Raw genomic sequence first — 21329 nt, forward strand, 5'->3', positions numbered from 1 at the left:
TTTTGCACCGAGTAGGAAGAGGTATGATTCCTATTTTATCTGCGGCAATGATCTAGTCATAGGCAGTTCGTTCGGACATGAATCCACTCTTCCTCTAAGACTGTTATTAAAGACTGCTATTAGTCAGCCAGGATGTATTGATTGAGTTTTGCTCTCAGCAATTCCTGACGTCCGGATTGGTTTTTGCGTGGATTTTCGTTGTTCAGTGCATACTCAGCGAGAGAAGCAAGTGTAGCTTTACCTGCAACAACATCTGCACCGATGCCTTCGTTGAAGCTGCTGTAACGTTGCTCGATGAATTCATCGAATACACGGTCTTCGATCAGCTTGGAAGCTACTTTCAGACCTTTCGCATACGTATCCATACCTGCGATGTGAGCCAGGAACAGATCCTCAGGTTCGAAGGAGCCACGGCGAACTTTAGCGTCAAAGTTTACGCCACCTTTGCCCAGACCGCCGTTTTTCAACACTTCATACATGGTCAGAGTAGCATCATACATATCAACCGGGAACTCGTCCGTATCCCAGCCAATCAGCAGATCGCCTTGGTTTGCATCCAGGGAACCGAGCATGCCGTTGATACGTGCTACGCGGATTTCATGGTCAAATGTGTGACCAGCCAGCGTTGCATGGTTCGCTTCAAGGTTCAGCTTGAACTGTTTGTCGAGATCATATTTTTGCAAGAATGCAATGGAAGTTGCTGCGTCAAAGTCATATTGGTGTTTCGTTGGCTCTTTAGGTTTAGGCTCGATCAGAAACTGAGCGTCAAAGCCGATTTCTTTTGCATAATCAACAGCCATGTGGAACATACGAGCAATGTTGTCTTGTTCCAGTTGCATATCCGTGTTCAGCAATGTGTCGTAACCTTCACGACCACCCCAGAAGACATAGTTTTCTGCACCGAGACGTTTACCTACTTCCAGGCCTTTTTTGATCTGTGCTGCTGCGTGAGCATATACATCTGCGTTGCAAGTGGATGCTGCACCAAACATGAAACGTGGGTTGGAGAACATGTTAGCCGTGTTCCACAGCAGCTTTTTGCCGCTTGCTTTCATGTGCTCTTCCAACAGATCAACGATCGTATCGATGTTGCTGTAGAATTCACGCAGTGATGCGCCTTCTGGAGCCACGTCTACATCGTGGAAACAGTAGTATGGGAGATTCATTTTTTCCATGAATTCAAAAGCCGCTTCTACACGAACTTTCGCTTTATCCAGACCGGAGTAGCTATCCCATGAACGTACCGCTGTTTCAGCACCGAACGGGTCACTGCCGCCTGCAGTTAATGTATGCCAGTAAGCCATACCGAAACGGAAGTGTTCTTCCATCGTTTTGCCAGCGACAACTTCTTGTGGATTATAATGTTTAAAAGCAAATGGATTCTTGGAATCTTTACCTTCGAATGCAATCTTATTAACGGATTCAAAATAGGCCATGTGATAAATGCCTCCTCAAAAGTTTTAAAAAGAGTTTGTTTAAGAAATCGTTTACACCGTTATCCTAACACATCCATTTTACTTTGTCTATTGGTTAAACAAAGTAAAAATAAAATTGTTTTTTCCCGGTTCGTTTACGCTATAATAGTCGAATAGCTTCTTAGCGGATATACATGAAATCCTTTGTTACAAAGAATAGGAGTGCCTTAACGATATGAAAATTACCGGAGACCAGATGCTGGTCAAAAAAATAAACAAGTCGATCGTACTGGATACGATTCGCCGTCACGCCCCCCTTTCCCGGGCCAAATTGTCTGAAGTGACCGGCCTCAACAAAGCAACGGTTTCCAATCTGGTGGCGGATTTGATCAGCGATGAGTTAGTGCAGGAGATTGGACCCGGAGAATCCAGCGGTGGACGCAAACCTCTAATGTTGCTTTTCCGAGGTACGGCTGGATATGCGGTTGGCCTGGAATTGAGCGTAACCCGTTTGAAAGGTGTGCTCACTGATCTTGAAGGTCATATCGTCGCCGAATATGCCCTTAATCTGGAGCAGCATGACACAGCGTCTGTATTTGAACAATTAAAGCTGGCTGCGAGTCACCTGATGAAGCAAGCTCCCCCCTCTCCACACGGCGTCATAGGCATTGGCATCGGCGTTCCAGGGATGGTGGATGAACAAGGCACCGTGCTGTTTGCGCCCAACTTGAAGTGGGAGATGGTACCCTTGCGAGCCATGATGGAAGAAAGCTTCAACCTGCCTGTCACCATAGATAACGAGGCCAACGCGGGAGCGCGTGGTGAATTGAATTTCGGTGCAGGTGTTGGTGTGCGTCATCTGATCTATATCAGTGCAGGGATCGGGATTGGTTCAGGCATTATGGTTGATGGTGAATTATATAAGGGTGCTTGGGGATACGCTGGTGAGACTGGACATATGTCCATTGAAGCAGAGGGTCTGCCTTGTTCTTGCGGAAATCGGGGATGCTGGGAGTTATATGCCTCGGAAAAAGTATACGAACACCCGGATCAGCAGCATCTGCCTGCATATACGACCAAAGAACTGATTGAACACGCCCAGAATGGACACCAGGACGTGATAGCCTTATACGACATCATTGGACGCAAGCTAGGTGTGGGTATTACCAACATCGTTAATAGCTTTAACCCGGAACGTATTATTATTGGAGGGCCGCTTTCGGAGGCTAAACCTTGGATTGAATCCGCACTCAAACAGGTGGTCGAGGAACGTACGCTGCCTTATCACCGTCGAAGTCTGCAAGTCGAATGGGCTGCACTCGGTAGCCGTTCAACTCGAATAGGGGCAGCATATTCAGCAATATCCCAATTTTTAGGAAATGTAAGGGTTTCTGTTTAATATTTAGCTAAAAATCATTAAAATTGACAAGATTTCGCCCCATTTCCTCCCTTTTTGTTAAAGAAATCCAGAGGTATAATGAGATTATGTGATTTTTGTCATGGCAGCGTTCTCGTTGCCGTGTTATCCGATAATGAAACGGAGTGAAAACTCGTGACCTACGTGGATACATCAGATATCTCGGCGCCAGTATTTGTCACCGTACTCCTGTTCCTGATTGTGCTTGCGCCCCTGTTCAGCCTGGGCATACTTCGATTTTTTCAGAGCAAAAAGAAGGCTGGTTTCATGTACATGTTGTCAGGTTTACTGGTGTATGTCGTATTTCAGACGTGTATGAGTATTTTTTTCTAGCTCAAAAAGAAGACGCTTATGCGCAATGTCCTTACATTCAGACGTTGCCTTACGCGTCTTCTTTTTTTGTTACTTTTACATTCCTTCTAAAAATGTAAAAACAGAAAAACCGTACCTCATCAGGTACGGTTTTTCTTCTCTTCACTTCTATATTCAAACGGCTCGCGCGAACCGGAATAGCTTCAATTCTGTTAAACTACATAGCCAGCAACCATAGCTAGCCAAGCATGAATTAAGCGTCCAACGCTTTAGCAAATTGTGTTTTGTTCATACCCAGAATGCGGTGTTCACCGATTACAGTCAAAGGAACTGCGCGTACGCCCATATCCCATACTTGTTGTGCGAACTCGTCGCTTGTCTCGATGTTGCGCTCTTCGTAAGCAATGCCTTTATCAGCCAGGAAAGACTTCACGGATTTGCAGTTCGGGCAGTTCGTGGATGTGTATACAATTACGTTTTCCATGTTCGATTCACCTCATAATGATTATTTGATTTATATCGTTAATTATTAATAAGCTTAAAAAAGCACTGTTCAACACTGGAGTTACAGCTTTTTAATCCAAAGTCCTTTAATGCCAACTCCGAATTACAACGCTACTGCGCTGTGCTCCAGGCTTTCAATGAATTTCTCGGTGTCCATCGCAGCCATACATCCGCTTCCTGCTGCTGTAATCGCTTGTTTATAGCGTGTATCCTGAACGTCACCACATGCGAATACGCCTGGGATGTTTGTTTCAGAAGTACCTGGAGTTGTCAAAATGTAACCATGCTCGTCTGTAGTAATCTGACCACCCAAGAAACCAGTGTTTGGTGTGTGACCAATCGCTACAAATACGCCGCTTGCCGGAATCACTTCTTCTTCGCCGGTTGCATTGTTGAGCACTTTCAAGCCAGTTACGCCGTTGTCGCCAGCAATCACTTCAAGTGGTGTGCGGTTCAGCGCCATTTCTACTTTCTCGTTGCTGCGTGCACGATCTTGCATGATTTTGGAGCCGCGCAGTTCTTCACGACGGTGCACCAGCGTTACTTTGGAACCGAAACGGGACAAGAAGCTTGCTTCTTCCAATGCGGAATCGCCGCCGCCGATAACGATAATCTCTTTGTTCCGGAAGAAGAATCCGTCACATGTCGCACAAGTGCTGACACCGCGGCCCACGTTTGTTTCTTCTCCTGGGATACCCAAATATTTAGCAGATGCGCCTGTAGACAAGATCAACGTTTCGGATACAAGTTCTCCCATACCTTCGACTTGAATTTTGAAAGGACGCTCGCTCATATCGATGTTGTTTACCCAGCCCGTACGGAATTCTGCGCCAAAACGCTCTGCTTGCTTACGCATATTGTCCATCAGTTCAGGGCCCATGATGCCATCAGGGAAACCCGGGAAGTTCTCCACTTCTGTCGTTGTTGTCAGCTGTCCGCCAGGTTGCGGTCCTTCAATAACGAGTGGGTTCAAGTTGGCGCGTGCCAGATAGATTGCTGCTGTCAGCCCTGCAGGGCCTGTTCCAATAATAATTGATTTATACATGTATAGTTCCTCCCCCATGTTCTGCAAAAAGATCAAGCCCTCCGGCATCAAAAGCGCGAGCCTTTGCATACACTAGAACGGATAGCCCACATCATGTCCATCAGAGCTGCCTGCGAATATGACGATTTGCCTATGCAGAAACGGAATTCTAATTTATAATCATTCTAATCTGTTGTTCATTATGATCTCTTTTATGTACGGTGTCAATGCTCGGCAGCGATTATGAAGAAGTCTTCATCAGGAGGGAAAATGGAAGCATGAACGACGCTCTACTCGGCAGTATTATTTCGGCCATGTCTACCGGACTTGGGGCCGTACCGATCTTATTTATGCGTAAAATATCACATCGTCTGCGCGACATTTTACTCGCTTACGCAGCGGGTATTATGACCTCGGCCTCGGTGTACAATCTCATTCCCGAAGCACTGGGACAATCTAATCTATTTGTTCTTGCTTTTGGCATTATGCTCGGTAGCTTGGTTCTGCTGGTGCTGGAGATGCGTATTCCGCACGTAGATCTGGAGAATCCCGAAAAGATGCCTTTCAAAATTGAAGGCAAAGCCTTTATGATTATCGCAGCTATTACGATGCATAACTTGCCGGAGGGCTTGTCCGTCGGTGTAAGTTACGCTAGTACGGATGAGAACTTAGGAAATCTGATCGCCTTTTCCATAGGATTACAAAATGCACCGGAAGGATTTCTGGTCGCTCTCTTTCTCGTCAATCAGAACATCGGTCGCTTCAAGGCACTTGGCATCGCAACACTGACTGGGGCTGTAGAGATTATAACGGCCATGATCGGATATACGCTCAGTAGTCTCGTTGCTGGGCTGGTGCCATATGGTCTTGCTTTTGCAGCAGGCGCGATGATGTTCATCGTGTACAAAGAGCTCATCCCTGAGAGTCACGGTGACGGCAATGCACGCGCAGCAACAATCTCCTTCCTGTTTGGTCTGATTACGATGATCGGACTAACCGAGCTATTTTAAATTGGTGCACAAGGTGAGCAGCTAAAAAAAGCTAAAAGATTCTGCAGATAGCGAACAAGAAATTACGCAATACAATATGTAAAGCAAAAGAACCCAGACCACAGCTCATGCTGAAGTTGGGTTCTTTTTTTAGCCACAAATGAAGATTCCATGAAATTGCTGAAATTGCTGAAATCATCTATAAGGCAATTTATATTTTCTTTTTATCCAAACGATCAAGATTGAATAAATCGAATCAGTTCGGCATTGTATTTTTCCAATTCATCATAAAATGCACCGTGTCCACTCTCTTCAAACACAACCAATTCGGCCGCAGGAATCGCTTTTTGCATCTCTTCAGCGAATTCGAACGGGCAGATTTCATCTTTTTTACCGTGGAAAATGGCTGTAGGCACCTGAATTGTTTCTAGTTCCCCGCGCAAATCCTCATCGCGCAGCGCCATCGCACTGCTGATCGTGCCATAAGACGAAGCCTCCATGCCGAGTGCATGGAACCACTGCATGAATGGCTGGCTGTGTTCTTTTGCAAAAAACATCCCGCCGAACGTATCCAGCAGCTTCGCCCGATCTGTAAAAATCGGCTCAATAATCTGCTCATTCAGCTCATCTGGCGTCAAGCCGTACGGATACCCGTCACGCTGTGTAAATACAGGAGCCGCTGCCGATAGCAAAGCCAGCTTCGATACCCCGTGCCCCTCATGACGCGCCATGTAATGTGCCGCGATAGCACCACCCATGGAGAAACCAGCGAGTACGGCATCTGTCAGTCCCAGATCGTCAATAACAGCACGAACATCGTCTGCCATGCGGTCATAGTCATATCCAATAGATGGCTTATCGGATAAACCGTAACCTCTGAAATCCATTGCAATGGTGCGAATTCCGTGGTTCGGCAACGCATTCAATTGGTATTCAAACATTTTATAATTGACAGGCCAGCCGTGCAAAAACAGTACCGGAGTCCCTTCACCAATATCTTCAACATATACTTTTACATTTGGTTCAACTTGTACGTAACGGTCCATTGTTCACAGCTCCCCTTATCATTAGTAATGATCGTTAATAAGAAACGTTATATTGTCTCTTCGACTATTTACCCTCTGACCACAGGTGTTCAAACGGAGCTGCCAGACTGTATCAATTAAACCTCAATGTGATTCACATGTTCATGCTTTTACACGGATACTCGTTATGCTCTTTCAGCTCAACTTAACGCAACAGCCGAAGTCCATTCAAAATTACCAGAATCGTACTACCTTCATGACCAATGACACCAAGCGGCAAAGCAACATCTTGCAGGAAATTGCCTGCGATTAACGCCAGAATGACCGTAATGGCAAACCACATATTGTGTCTCACCGTGCGTTCTGCTCGCCGAGCCTGCCCGATTACCCACGCAATCTCTTCGATATTGTCATTCATAAGCACCGCATCAGCTACCTCGATTGCTGTCCCACTGCCTGACAATCCCATGCCCATCCCCACCGTTGCTGCTGCAAGTGCTGGCGCATCATTGACCCCGTCACCAACCATGAGCACATGACCATATTGCTCGCGAAGCGCCTGCACCTGTTTGACCTTATCTTGAGGCAGCAAGTCCGCATAGATCAGGCTAACCCCGGTTTCGCGAGCAATGACCGAGGCTGAACGAGCGCGGTCGCCGGTTAACATCGCTACTTTGACGCCCATACTCTCCAGCTTTTGCACGGCAGCAGCCGCCTGTGGACGGATCATATCCCGCATCGCAATCAACCCCGCAAACTCACCATTGAGCGTTACAACAGATATCGTTTTCCCTTCCTGCTCCAGTTGGGTACATACCGCTTCCCAGTCCGCGGCACTGTTTACGGTTACTTCATCGACTGTGGTCTCCAAGGCAGTCTCTCTCTTGGATTCTGGCATTACAGCCAGTGTTTCCGTAGCTTCTCTCTTTTCCGTCGTTTGCATCATCTCTGATTCCTGTACCTCTTGCATTCTATTTTTCTCTTGATTATGTTGCTTCTCCTGCATCTCTTGCATCTTTTGTGTACCTTGTATCGATTGAAGCCACGTTGCTCCATCCAGTCGGCCAATCTTCCATACGACGCCGTTTACGGTTCCCTCAATACCATGTCCCGTAATGGATTGAACCTGCTCTGCTTCTTGTAGAGGCAAGTTCTCCTTGTTGGCCCGCTCCACAATAGCCTGGGCAAGAGGATGCATCGAGAGATTCTCTATGGACGCCACCGCAGATAATAATTGTTCTCTGCTTACGTTAGAAGTGGTCAGAATATCCGTTACTTGCGGCGTTCCCATAGTGAGTGTACCTGTTTTGTCAAAAGCAACCACCTTGGTTTGAGCGATATTCTCCATATGTGCCCCTCCCTTGAACAAAATACCGCGTCGGGCACTGCTGGACATTGCAGACAGCATGACAGGCATGATGGACGACACGAGCGCACAAGGGGAAGCCACCACAAGAAAAACCATCGCTTTGTAGAAAGCCTCATTCCACGTCCACCCCAAGAGCAGCGGGGTTCCTACAATAACAAGGAGTGTAACCCCTACTACAATGCGTGCATAGATGCCTTCAAAACGTTCCATAAAACGCTGTGAATCCGGCACCTCGGCTTGCGCTTCCTCCACCAATTTGATGATTTTCCCGAACAAAGATCCTGCAGCCGACTTCGTGACCTCGATATATAATGCCCCTTCACCGTTCACGGTGCCTGCGTAAACTTCGTCGCCTTCACTTTTATCCACTGGCATGGATTCACCGGTAATCGACGATTGGTTAATAAAAGAACTTCCCCGATAGACTACACCATCCGCAGGAATCAGCTCCCCCGGTTTTACCAGCAGCAGATCACCCGACTTCAATTCCTCAATAGCCACCACATTCATCTGCCCATCCTCGAGCCGCAGTGCTGTCTCCGGTTTCAGTGCCATCAAAGAAGAAATGTCTTTGTGACTGCGCTCCGTCGCGTAACTTTCCAATGCACCACTGAGAGCAAAAATAAAGATCAGCATCGCGCCTTCATTCCAGTAGCCAATCGTTGCTGCCCCGAGTGATGCGGCAATCATCAGCAGGTTGACATCCAGATCGCGATCCTTAACCAAGGTTTCGACGCCTTCCTTGGCCTTTGTCCAGCCACCAATGGCATAAGCGGCGATGTAGAGTATTACAGACAAGGTGGAAAAATAAGGAGCCATTCCCCATGCAATGAGCATCATAATGCCGCTGCCCAGCGCCGCCTGCATCTCCTTGTTCTGCAGCATCGCGCGGAAGTTCGGTTTCTTGCCCCGGTTGGGGCCAGGAGTTTGGGCGGACTTCTGTTTGGCTTGCTGTTTTCCTTGTAAAGGCTGATGTATCGCTTGCATATAAATCACATTCCCTTCGTATGAATTTGAGTGTAATGACGTCACTTCAGCTTTCTCCAATTCGTGCTTTTACTTCTACGAGTGCTTTGCTTTCGCTTCTACAAGTGCTTTTACTTCGTTAGTTCCAACGCCTAGGCTGTTCTCCTGTCTTCTTCTTTTTGGCTGCCTTCACCCAAATTGTATTGAGAATGAGAGCCATTGTTATTGCCCTAAAAATGGCACATGCTGCTGCGGGAATCCCGCAGCAGCATGGTTTAGAGATGATTTTGTCTTCTCATAGGATCAAAGATCCAGTGAGAATGATAATCATTTTTGTACTTATGCAATTATTTTTACTCAATACAACTTTTGCTTAATTATATGCCTGTGCCGTTCATTTGTAAATGGGTGTTTATCGGAACGGTGCACTATTCCAACTACGAAGTGGATAGGTATCCGTCCTTTTCAGAATCTGAATATGATGATTCCGTTGTTGCGAGTTCCAGCGCCTCCATACCCAAGACGAGTGCACCATATAAACCTGCTTGCTGTCCCAAGCCTGGTTGAACAATATATCGATCGATATTTTGTAGCAGTTCGGATGCCTTCACATAACCATTGATATTCTGGACAACCCGTTCCCGAATCATGGGAAACAGATGCGTTTGCTGCATGACTCCACCGCCCAGGATGACCTTCTGCGGCGAATGCAGCAGGATCGATGTTGTGATGGACTCTGCAATGTAGAAGGATTCGATCTCCCACGCCAGGTGGTCGGTCGGCAGCTCACTGCCGGGCCTCTCCCAGCGTGCTTCGATGGCCGGTCCTGCGGCCAGCCCTTCCAGACAATCTCCATGATAGTTGCATAGGCCAACAAAGTGATCATGAGGATGACGCCTAGTCCGAATATGTCCACCCTCGGGATGCAATAACCCATGTACCCTTTTCCCTCCGGCGATGAGTCCGACGCCAACCCCGGTGCCAATTGTGTAATACACACAGTTGTCCAGGCCCTGCGCAGCTCCCCATGTGACTTCACCCAGTGCAGCGGCATTCACATCCGTATCCCACCCGATAGGAAGCCCGAATTCACGCTTCAAGATGCCAACCACATTGCAGTTGCTCCATCCCGGCTTTGGGGTTGTCGTAATACAACCGTAAGAAGGGCTATCCGGTTGCAGGTCGAGCGGACCAAAGGAGCCAATGCCGATCGCAGCCACGCCTTTCCCCCGAAAATAATCCCTAACCTTGGCGAGTGTAGTCTCGGGATGTTCCGTCGGAAAACTACACCAGTCCTCCAGATGTCCTTGTTCATTACCTATTCCACATACAAATTTTGTTCCGCCTGCTTCAATCGCACCTATACGCATCACCCCGCCCTCCTTCTCTCTATTTTTCATTAATTACCACTTTTACTGGAGTCAACTTGTAGATATTAAGTGAGGAAAAGACTACGTTGTCGTCACCGGCATCTACCGTGATTCGTTTCGCTTCCGCATCCGGATAGATCAGATCGGTAATAACGGCCTGCCCCCCATTGGCAAATACCTCAACCGATGAAGAATCTACATAAATACGCAGATGATGATCTCCATTCTCTGACTGAATGCTTGCTGCATGACGTCCCCCGAAATGCTCATGAAAATCGACGATGCCTGATCGCTCGCGATCAACGTACACTTCTTGCCGACTCGCATCGATTCCAACGACGGTTTGATGATTTGCGCCGCTTCGCAATTTAAAGTGAACGGATTGCTCGGATATCCACTTCGCATCGACTTCATAGCTCTCCAATTGCAGGTTAGTAAGGTGAGTTCTAGCCTCTTTGACTGTTACGTTCTGCAAAGACAATATCGGTCTCCGGGCTAGTTCAAGCTCACGGGCAGGGCGCTGAACCAACGTTATTTTTCCGTTTATCGTTTCCAAACTGAGTTCACGGGCTATAGTCATGACGCCGCGGTAACCTTCTGTAGGCGTTTGGTTGGCATACATCCAATTGCTCATCCAGCCCATAAACAGCCGCCTGCCGTCTTCTGCCGGAATATCGGACCAACTGACCCCCGCGTAGTTGTCCCGTCCATGGTCAAGCCAGCGCACGGTGTGGGAAGCTTCATCCGGGACAAAGGTCGAACCATCGAACTCCCCGGTAAAGTATTGAGTTCGCGAACCTTCCTTAAACGCAGGATCTGCGCCAATGCTCACAAGCATAACCCATTTTATATGCTCATTATTTCCATCCACTGCTAGCGGAAACAGATCAGGACACTCCCACACACCGTCATGTGAACCGATGCCTGCACCGAATTCACTCCCGAGAGTCCACTCCTTCAGATTGGGAGAACGGTACAGGCACACGGTCTGGCCGCAAGCAATAATCATCACCCATTCCTTCGTCTGCTCATGCCAGAACACCTTGGGATCGCGAAAATCTACGAATGACTCATGCTGCAGTACCGGATTTCCCTTATATTTGTCCCATGTGCGGCCATTGTCCTTGCTGTACGCAATGCTTTGCCGCTGAACCGGCTGATCGTTCGGTACTTCCAAGTGGTGAGTGAAAATGGCTACTAGTCCTGGCTCCTCATCAAAGAAACCGGAAGTATTTTTCCAATCTACCACAGCACTCCCCGAGAAGATCATGCCATGTTCATCGGGCGCCAAAGCCACAGACAGCTCTTCCCAGGTAAAGAGGTCCTTGGTCACAGCGTGTCCCCAATGCATGGGTCCCCATGTATTACCGTACGGGTGATATTGATAGAACAGGTGGTACTCACCTTTGAAGAAAACCATTCCGTTAGGATCATTCATCCACTTCTCTTTTGGCGAGAAATGATAGGTACTGCGGTAATCGGTTGTTGAAATTGTAGACATGCTGATTCTCTCCTCTACATAGACCGGTTTGCCAGAGACTCTGATGTCTAAGCAGGTTGCCACTCGAAGTCAAAGTCTCCGTGTCCGGTTCGTTTATTGGGTATTGCGGTCGTATCCTGCTTGTTTGATTTGAAGCCATTCCTGTAATCCAAGACGATCCAGCTCTTTCAGATAGGCACTCCACTCCTGCTCAATCTTTCCGTTTTGATACCATTCCGTGCGCATGCGTAGTACATAGGCGAACAGGTCGGTTTCAATGGTAGACAGTCGGTCAAGCTCGTCGATGGAGAAAAATACGCTTGGGTAAACGTTATCTGCTTTCATATGTGGAACCATAACCCGATCAAGAAGCTCCATGCGCCATGCAGCATCTTCCGGTTTGGTTGTATACTTGCCGTAATAACTGTCGAGAATCGCCAGCGGTCCGGCAATGCTTGTTTTTTGTCTCAGTTCGACAGGCGCTGCCCCTTCCAGCGGCAGATGCTTCAGCATGCCTTTGGCTTCATCGAATTCAAAAATATTTTGCTGGGTTTCATCTCCGTACGTTCCCCAGTTATTTTGGATCGACTGGAGCGGTTCGTATAGCTGGTCCACCCACTTTGCTGTAGATTCCAGATTTTTATTGCTGCTCGTGATGACCATACGCCCTCGGTCAAGTCCGATTCCGTTAGTTCTTGTCACATTTCTCTCTCCGTTGGGACCGGCAACCGGTGGCAAAACACCATACGCATCATTCATTCCTGTAATGTTGGCCTTATCCCAAGTGAAATACATGCCATACTTATGGTCCTTGCCCTTGGCTAGATACGTATTCCAATCCTGCTGATAAGCCTCCACATCAACAAGGCCTTCCTTCACAAGCTCATGGATGAATTTCACGGCTTCCTTGTAGCCGTCATCCGCTGCGGTAAAGACCACCTTTCCATCGTTCGTCACTACAGTATGGTCCCAGTTCTCGCCAAGTCCAAATGCCGCAAAAAGAAAAGTCAGGTCTTCACCGCCCGGCTTGTTAATGAACGACAACGGAATTTCGTCTGCCTTCCCATTCCCATTCGGATCCTGCGTTTTGAATGCGATCAGCACCTTTTTCAATTCCTCCGTGGTAGTCGGCATCTTCAGTCCAAGCTTGTTCAACCACTCCACATTGATCCAGGGCAAATTATCCACCGCTTGTATCCGTTGCTTGCCGCTTCCCAACTCCTCGATCCATGGAAAAGAATAAATATGTCCATCCGGTGCTGTGATCATGCTCTTGTATTCCGGAGCTTCCTTTAATACCTTTTGCAGATTGGGCATATATTGATCGATCAAGTCTTCAAGCGGAATAATAGCCCCGTCTTTGGCCAGCTTCAAGAGATCATAATCCCCGTAACCCGCGTCAAAAATGGCATCGGGCAAATCCCCGCTGGCTACCGCCAGATTTCTTTTTTCGGCAAACACATCACTCGTATAGTTCTTCCAGTTGATATGCACATTGGTCTTTTCCTCAAGCCTTTTGTTAATCAGCTTCTCGTTGGGATCGGCCGGAGCCAGCGGCGAGCTCTGCGTTATAAAATTCAATGTCACTTTCCCATCCGGAGACTGAGCTTCACTTGCTGCCCCTCCCCCGCTCCCACCACAAGCCGAGAGCAGCAGCATAGCAGACAACATCGAAACGGAAAGCGTTGTAATGGCTCTTTTGGACTTTTTCATTTTTTTCATGACGTGACCTCCACTTTATAGGATTGAAACCGACTAGCGATATCTCAGGCCGTTCACTATTTCAGCGAACCTACCATGACACCCTTCTCGAAATACTTTTGAAAAAACGGATACATGATAATCAGCGGCAGACTCGAGATAACAATCGCAGAGTACTTAATCATCTCGGAAAGCCGTTTGAGCTCTGCCATAGCAAGCTGATCACTGATCATGCCCGGCGCAGCCTGATTCTGGATCAATATGGAACGCAGAACAAGCTGTAAGGGGTGCAGATTGGGATTATCCAGATAAATCATGGCATCGAAATATGAATTCCATTGTCCGACGAACGCATACAAGGCGAGGACAAATATGATGGGTTTAGACAACGGAATGACAATCTGGAAGAAAATCTTCATATCCGAAGCACCATCAACGTTCGCAGCTTCTTTGAGTTCCCTTGGGACACCTTTGAAAAACGTTCTGGATAGAATGATGTTCCACACGTTAACCGCTCCAGGAATAATGATCGCCCATATCGTATCGAGCATCCCGAGATTGCGTACGAGCAGATAAGTGGGAATGAGACCGCCGCCAAAGAACATCGTGATGATAAATATCACCATGAAGAAACCTCTTCCCGCCAGTCTTTCCTCAGACAATGCATAACCAGCACAGATTGAGACCGCAACGGTCACGAAGGCAAAGGAAACGGAGTATAGCACCGCATTCGCGAAACCTCGAATCATGGCCGGATTGGATAAAATCATCTGATAGCCGTCCAGACTCCAGTCCGATACTTTAAAAGACAAACCTTGATTAAGCAGTACCGTTGGATCCATAAAAGAAGCGATAACGATATAAATGAGAGGAACCACCACTACGAGTACAGCACACGTAAGAAAAATGGCATTCAGTGCAAGGATCAATCGATCCAGCCCTGTCGGTTTAATAGTCATGCCTAACACTCCATTCTAATAAAGTCCTTCACCTTCGTTTAATTTCTTCACGATCAGATTCACAGTAAGAAGCAGAATGACATTGATGAAAGAGTTAAACAATCCAACTGCCGCAGAATAGGCATAATCCCCGGATTGCAATCCCACTTTATAAACGTAGGTAGCAATAATTTCGGAGGATGGCAGGTTCATGGATGTTTGCATCAGGTACGCCTTTTCGAATCCGATGGACATAATTCCGCCCGCAGCAAGGATAAATACGATTGCCATAATCGGACGAATGGTCGGGAGGTCAATGTGGCGAATACGCTGAAGAAGATTGGCACCATCCAGATTGGCCGCATTGTGAAGCTCTGGATCGACATTGGCCAGAGCTGCAACGTATATAATCGAGGCCCAGCCTGCTCCAGTCCAAATATCGGACAAAATGTAAATCCAGCGGAAATATTCAGGTTCGGACATAAACATGACCGGCTGACCTGTAATCCACGTGGTTAATTGATTAATGGGACCTGTCGGGGATAAAAAGATAAACAACATGCCCACAACAACGACAACGGATATGAAATTAGGTGCGTATAGAAACAATTGAATATTCTTCTTCACAGCAGCTTTTCGCACCTGGTTCAGCATGATAGCCAGCAGAATAGGTACAGGGAAACTGAAAATCAATCCCAAAAAGCTGAGTTTAAGCGTATTCATAAAAATGACATCAAAATTGGGTGAAGCCAAAAATTTCTCGAAATGCTTAAAACCCACCCACTCACTACCCATGATGCCCTTGATCGGACTGAAGTCCTTGAACGCGATAATAGCTCCATACATCGGAATGTACTTAAAGATCAAAGTCAGGATGAGCGCTGGTGCAAGCAATACATACAAAAAATAATTCTTTTTCATTTGCTGCAGTGGGTGAAAAAGAGAGCTTCTCTCTTTGAGGCCGTTCGCCATCCTTTTATTCGTGTTCACTGTTTTGTCCAACACATGACCTCCGTTCATGAATGTAATTTACAATCGTTCATAGTAAGGGCTTACATTGTTTACAATTGCAACTTTTATATTTTACAATTTATCAGGATAAACCTTACTTCGTCAATACATAATGTGAAAATTTAATGTGCATATGCTCAATTTTCAGTGCGAAACTAATTGTATAATAGACAGATTTATAGCTCAAAAACCCCACCGTACGAGGTGTTTAAATACCTAATAACCGTGCCTGATTTTGATTTACATCGTAATAACAAGAAATGATACTTTCGCAGAATGCGACAGAAATAAGTTTACAAATGAAAATTAAAATTGTTCATTTGTAAATATACAATTGCTATTTGCCCTGATATATTATACATTTGGTTTAGAACATATTTGAGATGATGAATTGACCATTTGAGGTGAGATATGACATGGCAAAAGAGAAAGTGACGATACAGGATATCGCGGATGCTTTGGGCATTTCCAGAAATACAGCTTCCAAAGCCCTTAATGATAGCGGAAACATTCCAGAAGAGACACGGAATCGGGTTATTAGAAAGGCGATTGAGTTAAAATATAAACAATTTGCTTACGTGGAGAGTGAACAGATTCTCAGCAAAACGCCGGGCAATATCGCCCTGTTAACAGAAAACCTTCCTAATACGTCTCACTTTGGATCATTGTTAATCAGCGGACTGGAGAAAAGAATCAGTGCAGAGGGGTATAATCTTTCAATCCATATCGTTCGTGAAGTTGATCAGGATGGCCTGACATTACCAAACAATTTTGATGTTTCAAAAGTGGACGGCATCATTTGCATCGAGTTATTTAATCTGGAATACACCCGCCTTATTACAGAGCTCGGGATTCCTACGATCTTTATCGATTGTGCAGCCAATATTTGTTATCCGGATTTCCATGCCGATCTGTTACTTATGGAGAATGAACATAGTATCTACCAATTAACCAAAAAACTAATTGATAGCGGCTGCAAGAGTATCGGCTTTGCTGGGGATTACAATCACTGTAAAAGCTTTAATGAACGATGGATAGGATATCACCGTGCGATGCTGGAATCAGGACTGCAGGTAGATCTCTCCCACTGCATTACAGATGATGATAAGCTGTTCTTCTCAAAACCCGGTTGGATGAAGGAGCGGGTTTCTGCACTGGAGACATTTCCTTCGGCGTATGTATGTGCCAATGACTTCATTGCGGTTGAGCTAATCAGGGCCTTTAAATCTAGAGAAGTGACGGTTCCGCAGGATATTGTGGTATGTGGATTCGATAACGCGCCTGAATCAAGAATCATTGAGCCTCCTTTAACGACGGTTCATATCTACAGCAACGAGATGGGAATTAAGGCGGCAGAGATGCTGTTGTCCCGAATCGACAACCCCGAGCAGCCTTACCAGATCTCACATATTGTGACTACACCTATTATGAGAGAATCTACACCTGGTATTTTGCCGGACAAACTGACGCTTGTAAGCCAATAAAGGCACACGTAATGTACTCTCGTTTAACTCAATCCACCTTTAATATCGCGTTCTTTGAGCTGGTGGAATAAAAAAAGAAGTGAGCATCCAACAGAGGGATGCTCACTTCTTCGCAACTTTTATTGTACCTCAATGATTAAACTACACATTAAACTTAAACCTTTTTACGCCCCTACACTTGCACCTTGGCTCGCTTTAATCGCTTGCTCCAGGTCGTAGATGATATCCTGAACATTCTCCGTACCAATGGACAGACGGATCAATTCCGGATTTACGCCAGCTGCTGTTTGCTCTTCCTCTGTCAGCTGGGCATGGGTTGTGCTTGCAGGGTGGATGATCAATGACTTGGAATCGCCCACGTTGGCGAGGTGAGAGAATAGTTTTACATTTTCGATCAATTTACGTCCTGCTTCTACGCCACCTTTGATTCCAAATGTTAAGATTGCACCCTGCCCTCTTGGAAGATACTTCTGTGCAAGCTCATAAGATGGGTGACTTGGCAGACCGGCATAGCTCACCCAAAGAACATCCTCATGTTTCTCCAAATATTCCGCTACGGCCAGAGCGTTACTGCTGTGACGTTCCACGCGAAGATGTAATGTTTCCAGTCCTTGCAGTAACAACCATGAGTTAAATGGAGAGATCGACGCACCCAGATCACGCAACAACTGTACACGCGCTTTAATAATATAAGCAATTGGTCCAACCGCTTCTGTATACACAACCCCATGATAACTTGGGTCTGGTTCAGTCAGTCCCGGGAATTTACCACTTGCTTTCCAGTCGAATTTACCGCTGTCTACAATGACACCACCAATGGATGTACCATGTCCACCAATGAACTTCGTCGCTGAGTGAACAACGATATCCGCTCCATGCTCAATTGGACGAAGCAGATACGGGCTTGGGAACGTGTTATCCACGATCAGAGGAATCCCGTGCTCATGGGCAATTGCTGCCACGGCTTCAATATCAAGTACGTTACCTTTCGGGTTACCAATCGTTTCAGCGTACAACGCTTTTGTTTTCTCCGTAATCGCCGCGCGGAAGTTCTCAGGATCACTGGAATCTACAAATTTCACATCAAGGCCTAATTTCGGCAACGTGGTTGAGAACAGGTTATATGTCCCTCCATACAGACTTGCTGAGGACACAATCTCATCTCCAGCACCGGCAATATTCAGCAAAGAGAACGTAATGGCCGCTTGACCCGAAGCTGTAGCCAATGCCCCTGCTCCACCTTCCAAAGCCGCAATCCGCTGCTCAAATACATCCGTTGTTGGATTCATCAGACGTGTATAGATGTTGCCAAACTCTTTCAAACCAAACAGATTAGCAGCATGCTCCGTATCACGGAATCCATAAGATGTTGTCTGGTACAAAGGTACAGCTCTAGATTGAGTTGTTGGGTCAATCTCTTGACCTGCATGAATAGCTAATGTTTCAAATGAAAGCTCACGTTCGTTTGACATAATTCTGAATCCTCCCTTGATATATGCATTCTTGTGCATCCTGATCTCAACTTTTGGCTTCTTGATGTCTTCTCATGGCAGCTTATGTTTTCCATATTCTCTCACAAGATGTCGGTTTTGAAAAGAGTTATTTCCGATTTTTCCGATAAGAAATATTAATATGTAAAATACAATCTTGCTGTATTAAAAAAACCTTTGCCGTAGCAAAGGTTTTTCAGTTCATTCGTCGTTAGAACTTCTACTAAGCTCTCATTGCATTTTTGTAGTTTCATCATTCAGCATAACATTTTTCATCCGCTAGAGGAACGGACCGCTGACCGATTCTCTAATAGTCGTTCAACCCTCTTGTTATTAAACCTTCACGGCGTTCCATACCTCACGCAGGTGCTTGGCAGCAGGCACAGCCTCCTCTGCATTCACACCCTCCAGCGAAATATCAATGTGGGGTTTATACGTTTTGAGCAATTCGAAGAACAACGGATAATCCAGGATGCCCGATCCAGGAACAGGATTATACTTCTCACCCTGTGCGTTGAAAGCTACGTCCTTTGCATGAATCACGATAATCTTCTCATACAGTTTCTCCATGACTTCGCGCAGAAAAGCTCCTTGATCTTCAGTATGATGCTGTTTAATCAGATTGCACGGATCAAACAACATGCCCAGATTGGATGACGGAATCTCTTCAAACAAACGAGTCATATGTTCATGCGTATGAAGCGTATGTGTCGCCACGGGTTCAATGGCAGCATGTACGCCCCACTTTTCCGCTTCCTCCGTGATTTCCTCCAGCGTATCTTTCAGAACACTCCATGACTTTTCATCGTACGTGTCTGGATAGGTATCCCGATAAGTCGTTCGTTCTCCTGTTTCTGTTGCCACCATACTGCACCCGAAATCCCGGGCATATCGCAGATGTTCCTTGAACCGGTTAATGTCTGCGCGACGGCTCACAGGATCAGGATCAATCGGGTTGATATAACAGCCTAGAACGGCAATTTTCACCCCGCGGCTGGCAAATTGTTCTCCTACCTCATTAGCGAATCCAGGACTCAATTTGCCGTTCGCTGAATCCATGTCCGACAATGCTTTGGCAAGAGCCAGTTGCACGGAGTTGAATCCGTTGTCCGCAATGATTTGCGCCAGCTCAGCTGTAGGCCGTTTACCAAACGTATGGGCCAGAACACCAAGTTTCATCTCATTGCCTCCTTCTGCAAAACGGATCTCAGATGATGGTTTAACGTGCCATCCATCCGCCATCCACATTAAGTACGTGACCATTCAAATAATCCGATGCGGCAGAAGCCAGGAACACCACCGGACCTTTCAAATCCTCTGGTGTTCCCCAGCGACCTGCTGGAATACGCGCCGTAATATCGCGGTAACGGTTCTCGTCCGCACGAATTTGGGTTGTATTATCCGTTTCCATATAACCTGGAGCGATACCGTTAATCTGAATGCCTTTGCCAGCCCATTCGTTAGCCAGAGCTTTCGTCAACCCGGCAACGCCGTGTTTACTAGCCGTATACCCTGGAACATTAATGCCGCCTTGGTAAGAAAGCATCGATGCAATGTTAATGATTTTGCCGCTTCCACGTTCAATCATATGTCTACCCGCCAGCTGGCTAAGGAAAAACACACTGTTCAGGTTCAGAGCAATCACATCATGCCAGTCCTGATGTCCGTGATCCGCTGCTGGAGTGCGGCGAATGATACCCGCATTGTTGACGAGAATATCAATTCTTCCTTGGAACGCAAGTGCTTTTTCAAACACAGCTGACAATTCCTCTTCCTTGCTCAGATCAGCTTCGATGATATACGCTTTACGTCCCAGTGCTTCAATTGCACTTGCCGTCTCTGCCGGTTTGGAGTAAGACACCAGCACCACATCTGCCCCCGCTTCAGCGAGGCCAACTGCCATTCCTTGCCCGAGTCCTCCTGAAGTACCTGTCACCATTGCAACTTGTCCGCTTAAATCAAATGGGTTCATGAACATTTCCTCCACATGTCTTTGATATGCAAACAACAACTGTATTGTTCGTTATTTCATTCCGTTAAAAATACATGAAGTTAACTTTTGTAATCCACATCGACACCGCTCTGCCTGTATAAAGCCGCAGTCTCTTCATCCAGATTCCGGTCGCTGATAATATAATCCAGTTCAGAGCACTGTGCGAAGGTACGGAGTGCAAATTGCCCGAATTTGTAATGATCCACTACGCCAAACACCTGCTGTGCGGCAGCGATCATTGCTTTTTTCAGTGGAACCAAATCCCCTGTATAGATGGAAAGGCCAAATTCAGGATGAAGTGCCGTTGTTGAAATGAAGGCTTTGTGAATGTTCAGACCGGAGATAAATGCCGCCGTATCTTCACCTACCAGCATATTACGCACACGCGCTCCACCAGGAACGACCAGTCGCACCTGTTCCTTTTTCGTCAGCTCAGCAATGATGTACAAATCACTTGTGATCACCGTCAGCGGCTGATTATCGAGCCGCTTGGCCATCTCTAACGTGGTGCTGCCACCATCCAGTGCTACAATATCTCCGGGCTTAATGTACGCAAGTGCTCGTTCGGCAATCTCGGTTTTCTCGGACTGGTGTTTCTCCAGTGCCCCGCGGCTGTTCAGAATCCCATATTGATCATTCTGGGCCAGCATGGCTCCGCCGTGTACACGCACAAGCAATCCCATACTCTCCAGCTTGTCGAGATCCTCTCGCACCGTTTTGCCAGTCACCTGCAACAATTCGCTCAGGTCACTAACCGTGACCTCCTGGCGCTCCAGCAGAGCCTCCATTATCTTTTCATGTCGTTTCAATGGATTCATCTAATCAACTTCCTATTTCTTTC

At 46.6% G+C, this 21329-nt stretch carries 18 protein-coding genes; 4 read left to right on the plus strand and 14 right to left on the minus strand.

All coding sequences use genetic code 11. The features are described 5' to 3' along the window. Nucleotides 1-119: 119 nt before the first annotated feature. The gene (xylA, locus tag EC604_RS20200; RefSeq protein WP_123065876.1) at nucleotides 120-1436 is read right to left on the minus strand and encodes a xylose isomerase; all 1317 of its coding nucleotides are present in this window, start codon (nucleotides 1434-1436) and stop codon (nucleotides 120-122) included. 214 nt (nucleotides 1437-1650) lie between these two features. On the opposite strand from xylA, the gene EC604_RS20205 reads away from it, so the two are divergent. Together EC604_RS20205 and EC604_RS20210 are read left to right on the plus strand one after the other, a co-directional pair. Beyond that, nucleotides 1651-2814, plus strand: a complete 1164-nt coding sequence (locus EC604_RS20205) for an ROK family transcriptional regulator (RefSeq protein WP_123065877.1) — start codon at nucleotides 1651-1653, stop codon at nucleotides 2812-2814. Between the two features lie 162 nt (nucleotides 2815-2976). After that, complete coding sequence (locus tag EC604_RS20210) at nucleotides 2977-3165, plus strand: hypothetical protein (protein WP_430538811.1); 189 nt, start codon at nucleotides 2977-2979, stop codon at nucleotides 3163-3165. Nucleotides 3166-3397: 232 nt separating this feature from the next. On the opposite strand, the gene EC604_RS20215 is transcribed toward EC604_RS20210, so the two are convergent. Then, nucleotides 3398-3628, minus strand: a complete 231-nt coding sequence (locus tag EC604_RS20215) for a glutaredoxin family protein (RefSeq protein WP_056693307.1) — start codon at nucleotides 3626-3628, stop codon at nucleotides 3398-3400. Nucleotides 3629-3751: 123 nt separating this feature from the next. Beyond that, the gene (gene trxB, locus EC604_RS20220) at nucleotides 3752-4693 is read right to left on the minus strand and encodes a thioredoxin-disulfide reductase (protein WP_090924450.1); all 942 of its coding nucleotides are present in this window, start codon (nucleotides 4691-4693) and stop codon (nucleotides 3752-3754) included. A gap of 257 nt (nucleotides 4694-4950) precedes the next feature. On the opposite strand from trxB, the gene EC604_RS20225 reads away from it, so the two are divergent. After that, nucleotides 4951-5682: a ZIP family metal transporter gene (locus tag EC604_RS20225; RefSeq protein ID WP_090924449.1), complete on the plus strand. Its 732-nt coding sequence runs from the start codon at nucleotides 4951-4953 to the stop codon at nucleotides 5680-5682. A 215-nt stretch (nucleotides 5683-5897) separates the two neighbouring features. Here EC604_RS20225 and EC604_RS20230 read toward each other — a convergent pair whose 3' ends face one another. From EC604_RS20230 to EC604_RS20260, 7 genes are all read right to left on the minus strand, one after another. After that, the gene (locus EC604_RS20230) at nucleotides 5898-6707 is read right to left on the minus strand and encodes an alpha/beta fold hydrolase (protein WP_123065879.1); all 810 of its coding nucleotides are present in this window, start codon (nucleotides 6705-6707) and stop codon (nucleotides 5898-5900) included. A 184-nt stretch (nucleotides 6708-6891) separates the two neighbouring features. Further along, nucleotides 6892-9042 carry a heavy metal translocating P-type ATPase gene (locus EC604_RS20235; protein WP_123065979.1) on the minus strand — a complete coding sequence of 717 codons (2151 nt, stop codon included), beginning with the start codon at nucleotides 9040-9042 and terminating at the stop codon, nucleotides 6892-6894. A 416-nt stretch (nucleotides 9043-9458) separates the two neighbouring features. Continuing rightward, nucleotides 9459-10391, minus strand: coding sequence for an ROK family protein (locus tag EC604_RS20240; protein ID WP_123065880.1), 933 nt, complete (start codon nucleotides 10389-10391; stop codon nucleotides 9459-9461). 19 nt (nucleotides 10392-10410) lie between these two features. Beyond that, the gene (locus EC604_RS20245; protein WP_123065881.1) at nucleotides 10411-11892 is read right to left on the minus strand and encodes a glycoside hydrolase family 32 protein; all 1482 of its coding nucleotides are present in this window, start codon (nucleotides 11890-11892) and stop codon (nucleotides 10411-10413) included. A gap of 93 nt (nucleotides 11893-11985) precedes the next feature. Next, nucleotides 11986-13593, minus strand: coding sequence for an ABC transporter substrate-binding protein (locus EC604_RS20250; RefSeq protein WP_123065882.1), 1608 nt, complete (start codon nucleotides 13591-13593; stop codon nucleotides 11986-11988). Between the two features lie 56 nt (nucleotides 13594-13649). After that, nucleotides 13650-14531 carry a carbohydrate ABC transporter permease gene (locus EC604_RS20255; RefSeq protein WP_123065883.1) on the minus strand — a complete coding sequence of 294 codons (882 nt, stop codon included), beginning with the start codon at nucleotides 14529-14531 and terminating at the stop codon, nucleotides 13650-13652. Nucleotides 14532-14546: 15 nt separating this feature from the next. After that, nucleotides 14547-15482: an ABC transporter permease gene (locus tag EC604_RS20260; RefSeq protein WP_240037059.1), complete on the minus strand. Its 936-nt coding sequence runs from the start codon at nucleotides 15480-15482 to the stop codon at nucleotides 14547-14549. A gap of 455 nt (nucleotides 15483-15937) precedes the next feature. On the opposite strand from EC604_RS20260, the gene EC604_RS20265 reads away from it, so the two are divergent. Beyond that, entirely contained in the window at nucleotides 15938-17005 is a 1068-nt protein-coding gene (locus EC604_RS20265) for a LacI family DNA-binding transcriptional regulator (protein ID WP_123065884.1), read from the plus strand. 164 nt (nucleotides 17006-17169) lie between these two features. Here the strand turns inward: EC604_RS20265 and EC604_RS20270 are convergent, their stop codons facing one another. The 4 genes from EC604_RS20270 to EC604_RS20285 form a co-directional block, all read right to left on the minus strand. Continuing rightward, nucleotides 17170-18477, minus strand: a complete 1308-nt coding sequence (locus EC604_RS20270; protein ID WP_123065885.1) for a homocysteine synthase — start codon at nucleotides 18475-18477, stop codon at nucleotides 17170-17172. 351 nt (nucleotides 18478-18828) lie between these two features. Next, nucleotides 18829-19674, minus strand: a complete 846-nt coding sequence (locus EC604_RS20275; RefSeq protein WP_123065886.1) for a sugar phosphate isomerase/epimerase family protein — start codon at nucleotides 19672-19674, stop codon at nucleotides 18829-18831. A 40-nt stretch (nucleotides 19675-19714) separates the two neighbouring features. Beyond that, a complete protein-coding gene (kduD, locus tag EC604_RS20280) occupies nucleotides 19715-20467 on the minus strand; it encodes a 2-dehydro-3-deoxy-D-gluconate 5-dehydrogenase KduD (RefSeq protein ID WP_123065887.1) in 753 nt (250 codons plus the stop codon). 80 nt (nucleotides 20468-20547) lie between these two features. Beyond that, nucleotides 20548-21306, minus strand: coding sequence for a DeoR/GlpR family DNA-binding transcription regulator (locus EC604_RS20285; protein WP_123065888.1), 759 nt, complete (start codon nucleotides 21304-21306; stop codon nucleotides 20548-20550). Between the last annotated feature and the right edge of the window lie 23 nt (nucleotides 21307-21329).

Origin of the sequence: Paenibacillus amylolyticus, assembly GCF_003719335.1 — a bacterium.
GTDB classification, from domain to species: Bacteria; Bacillota; Bacilli; order Paenibacillales; family Paenibacillaceae; genus Paenibacillus; species Paenibacillus amylolyticus_D.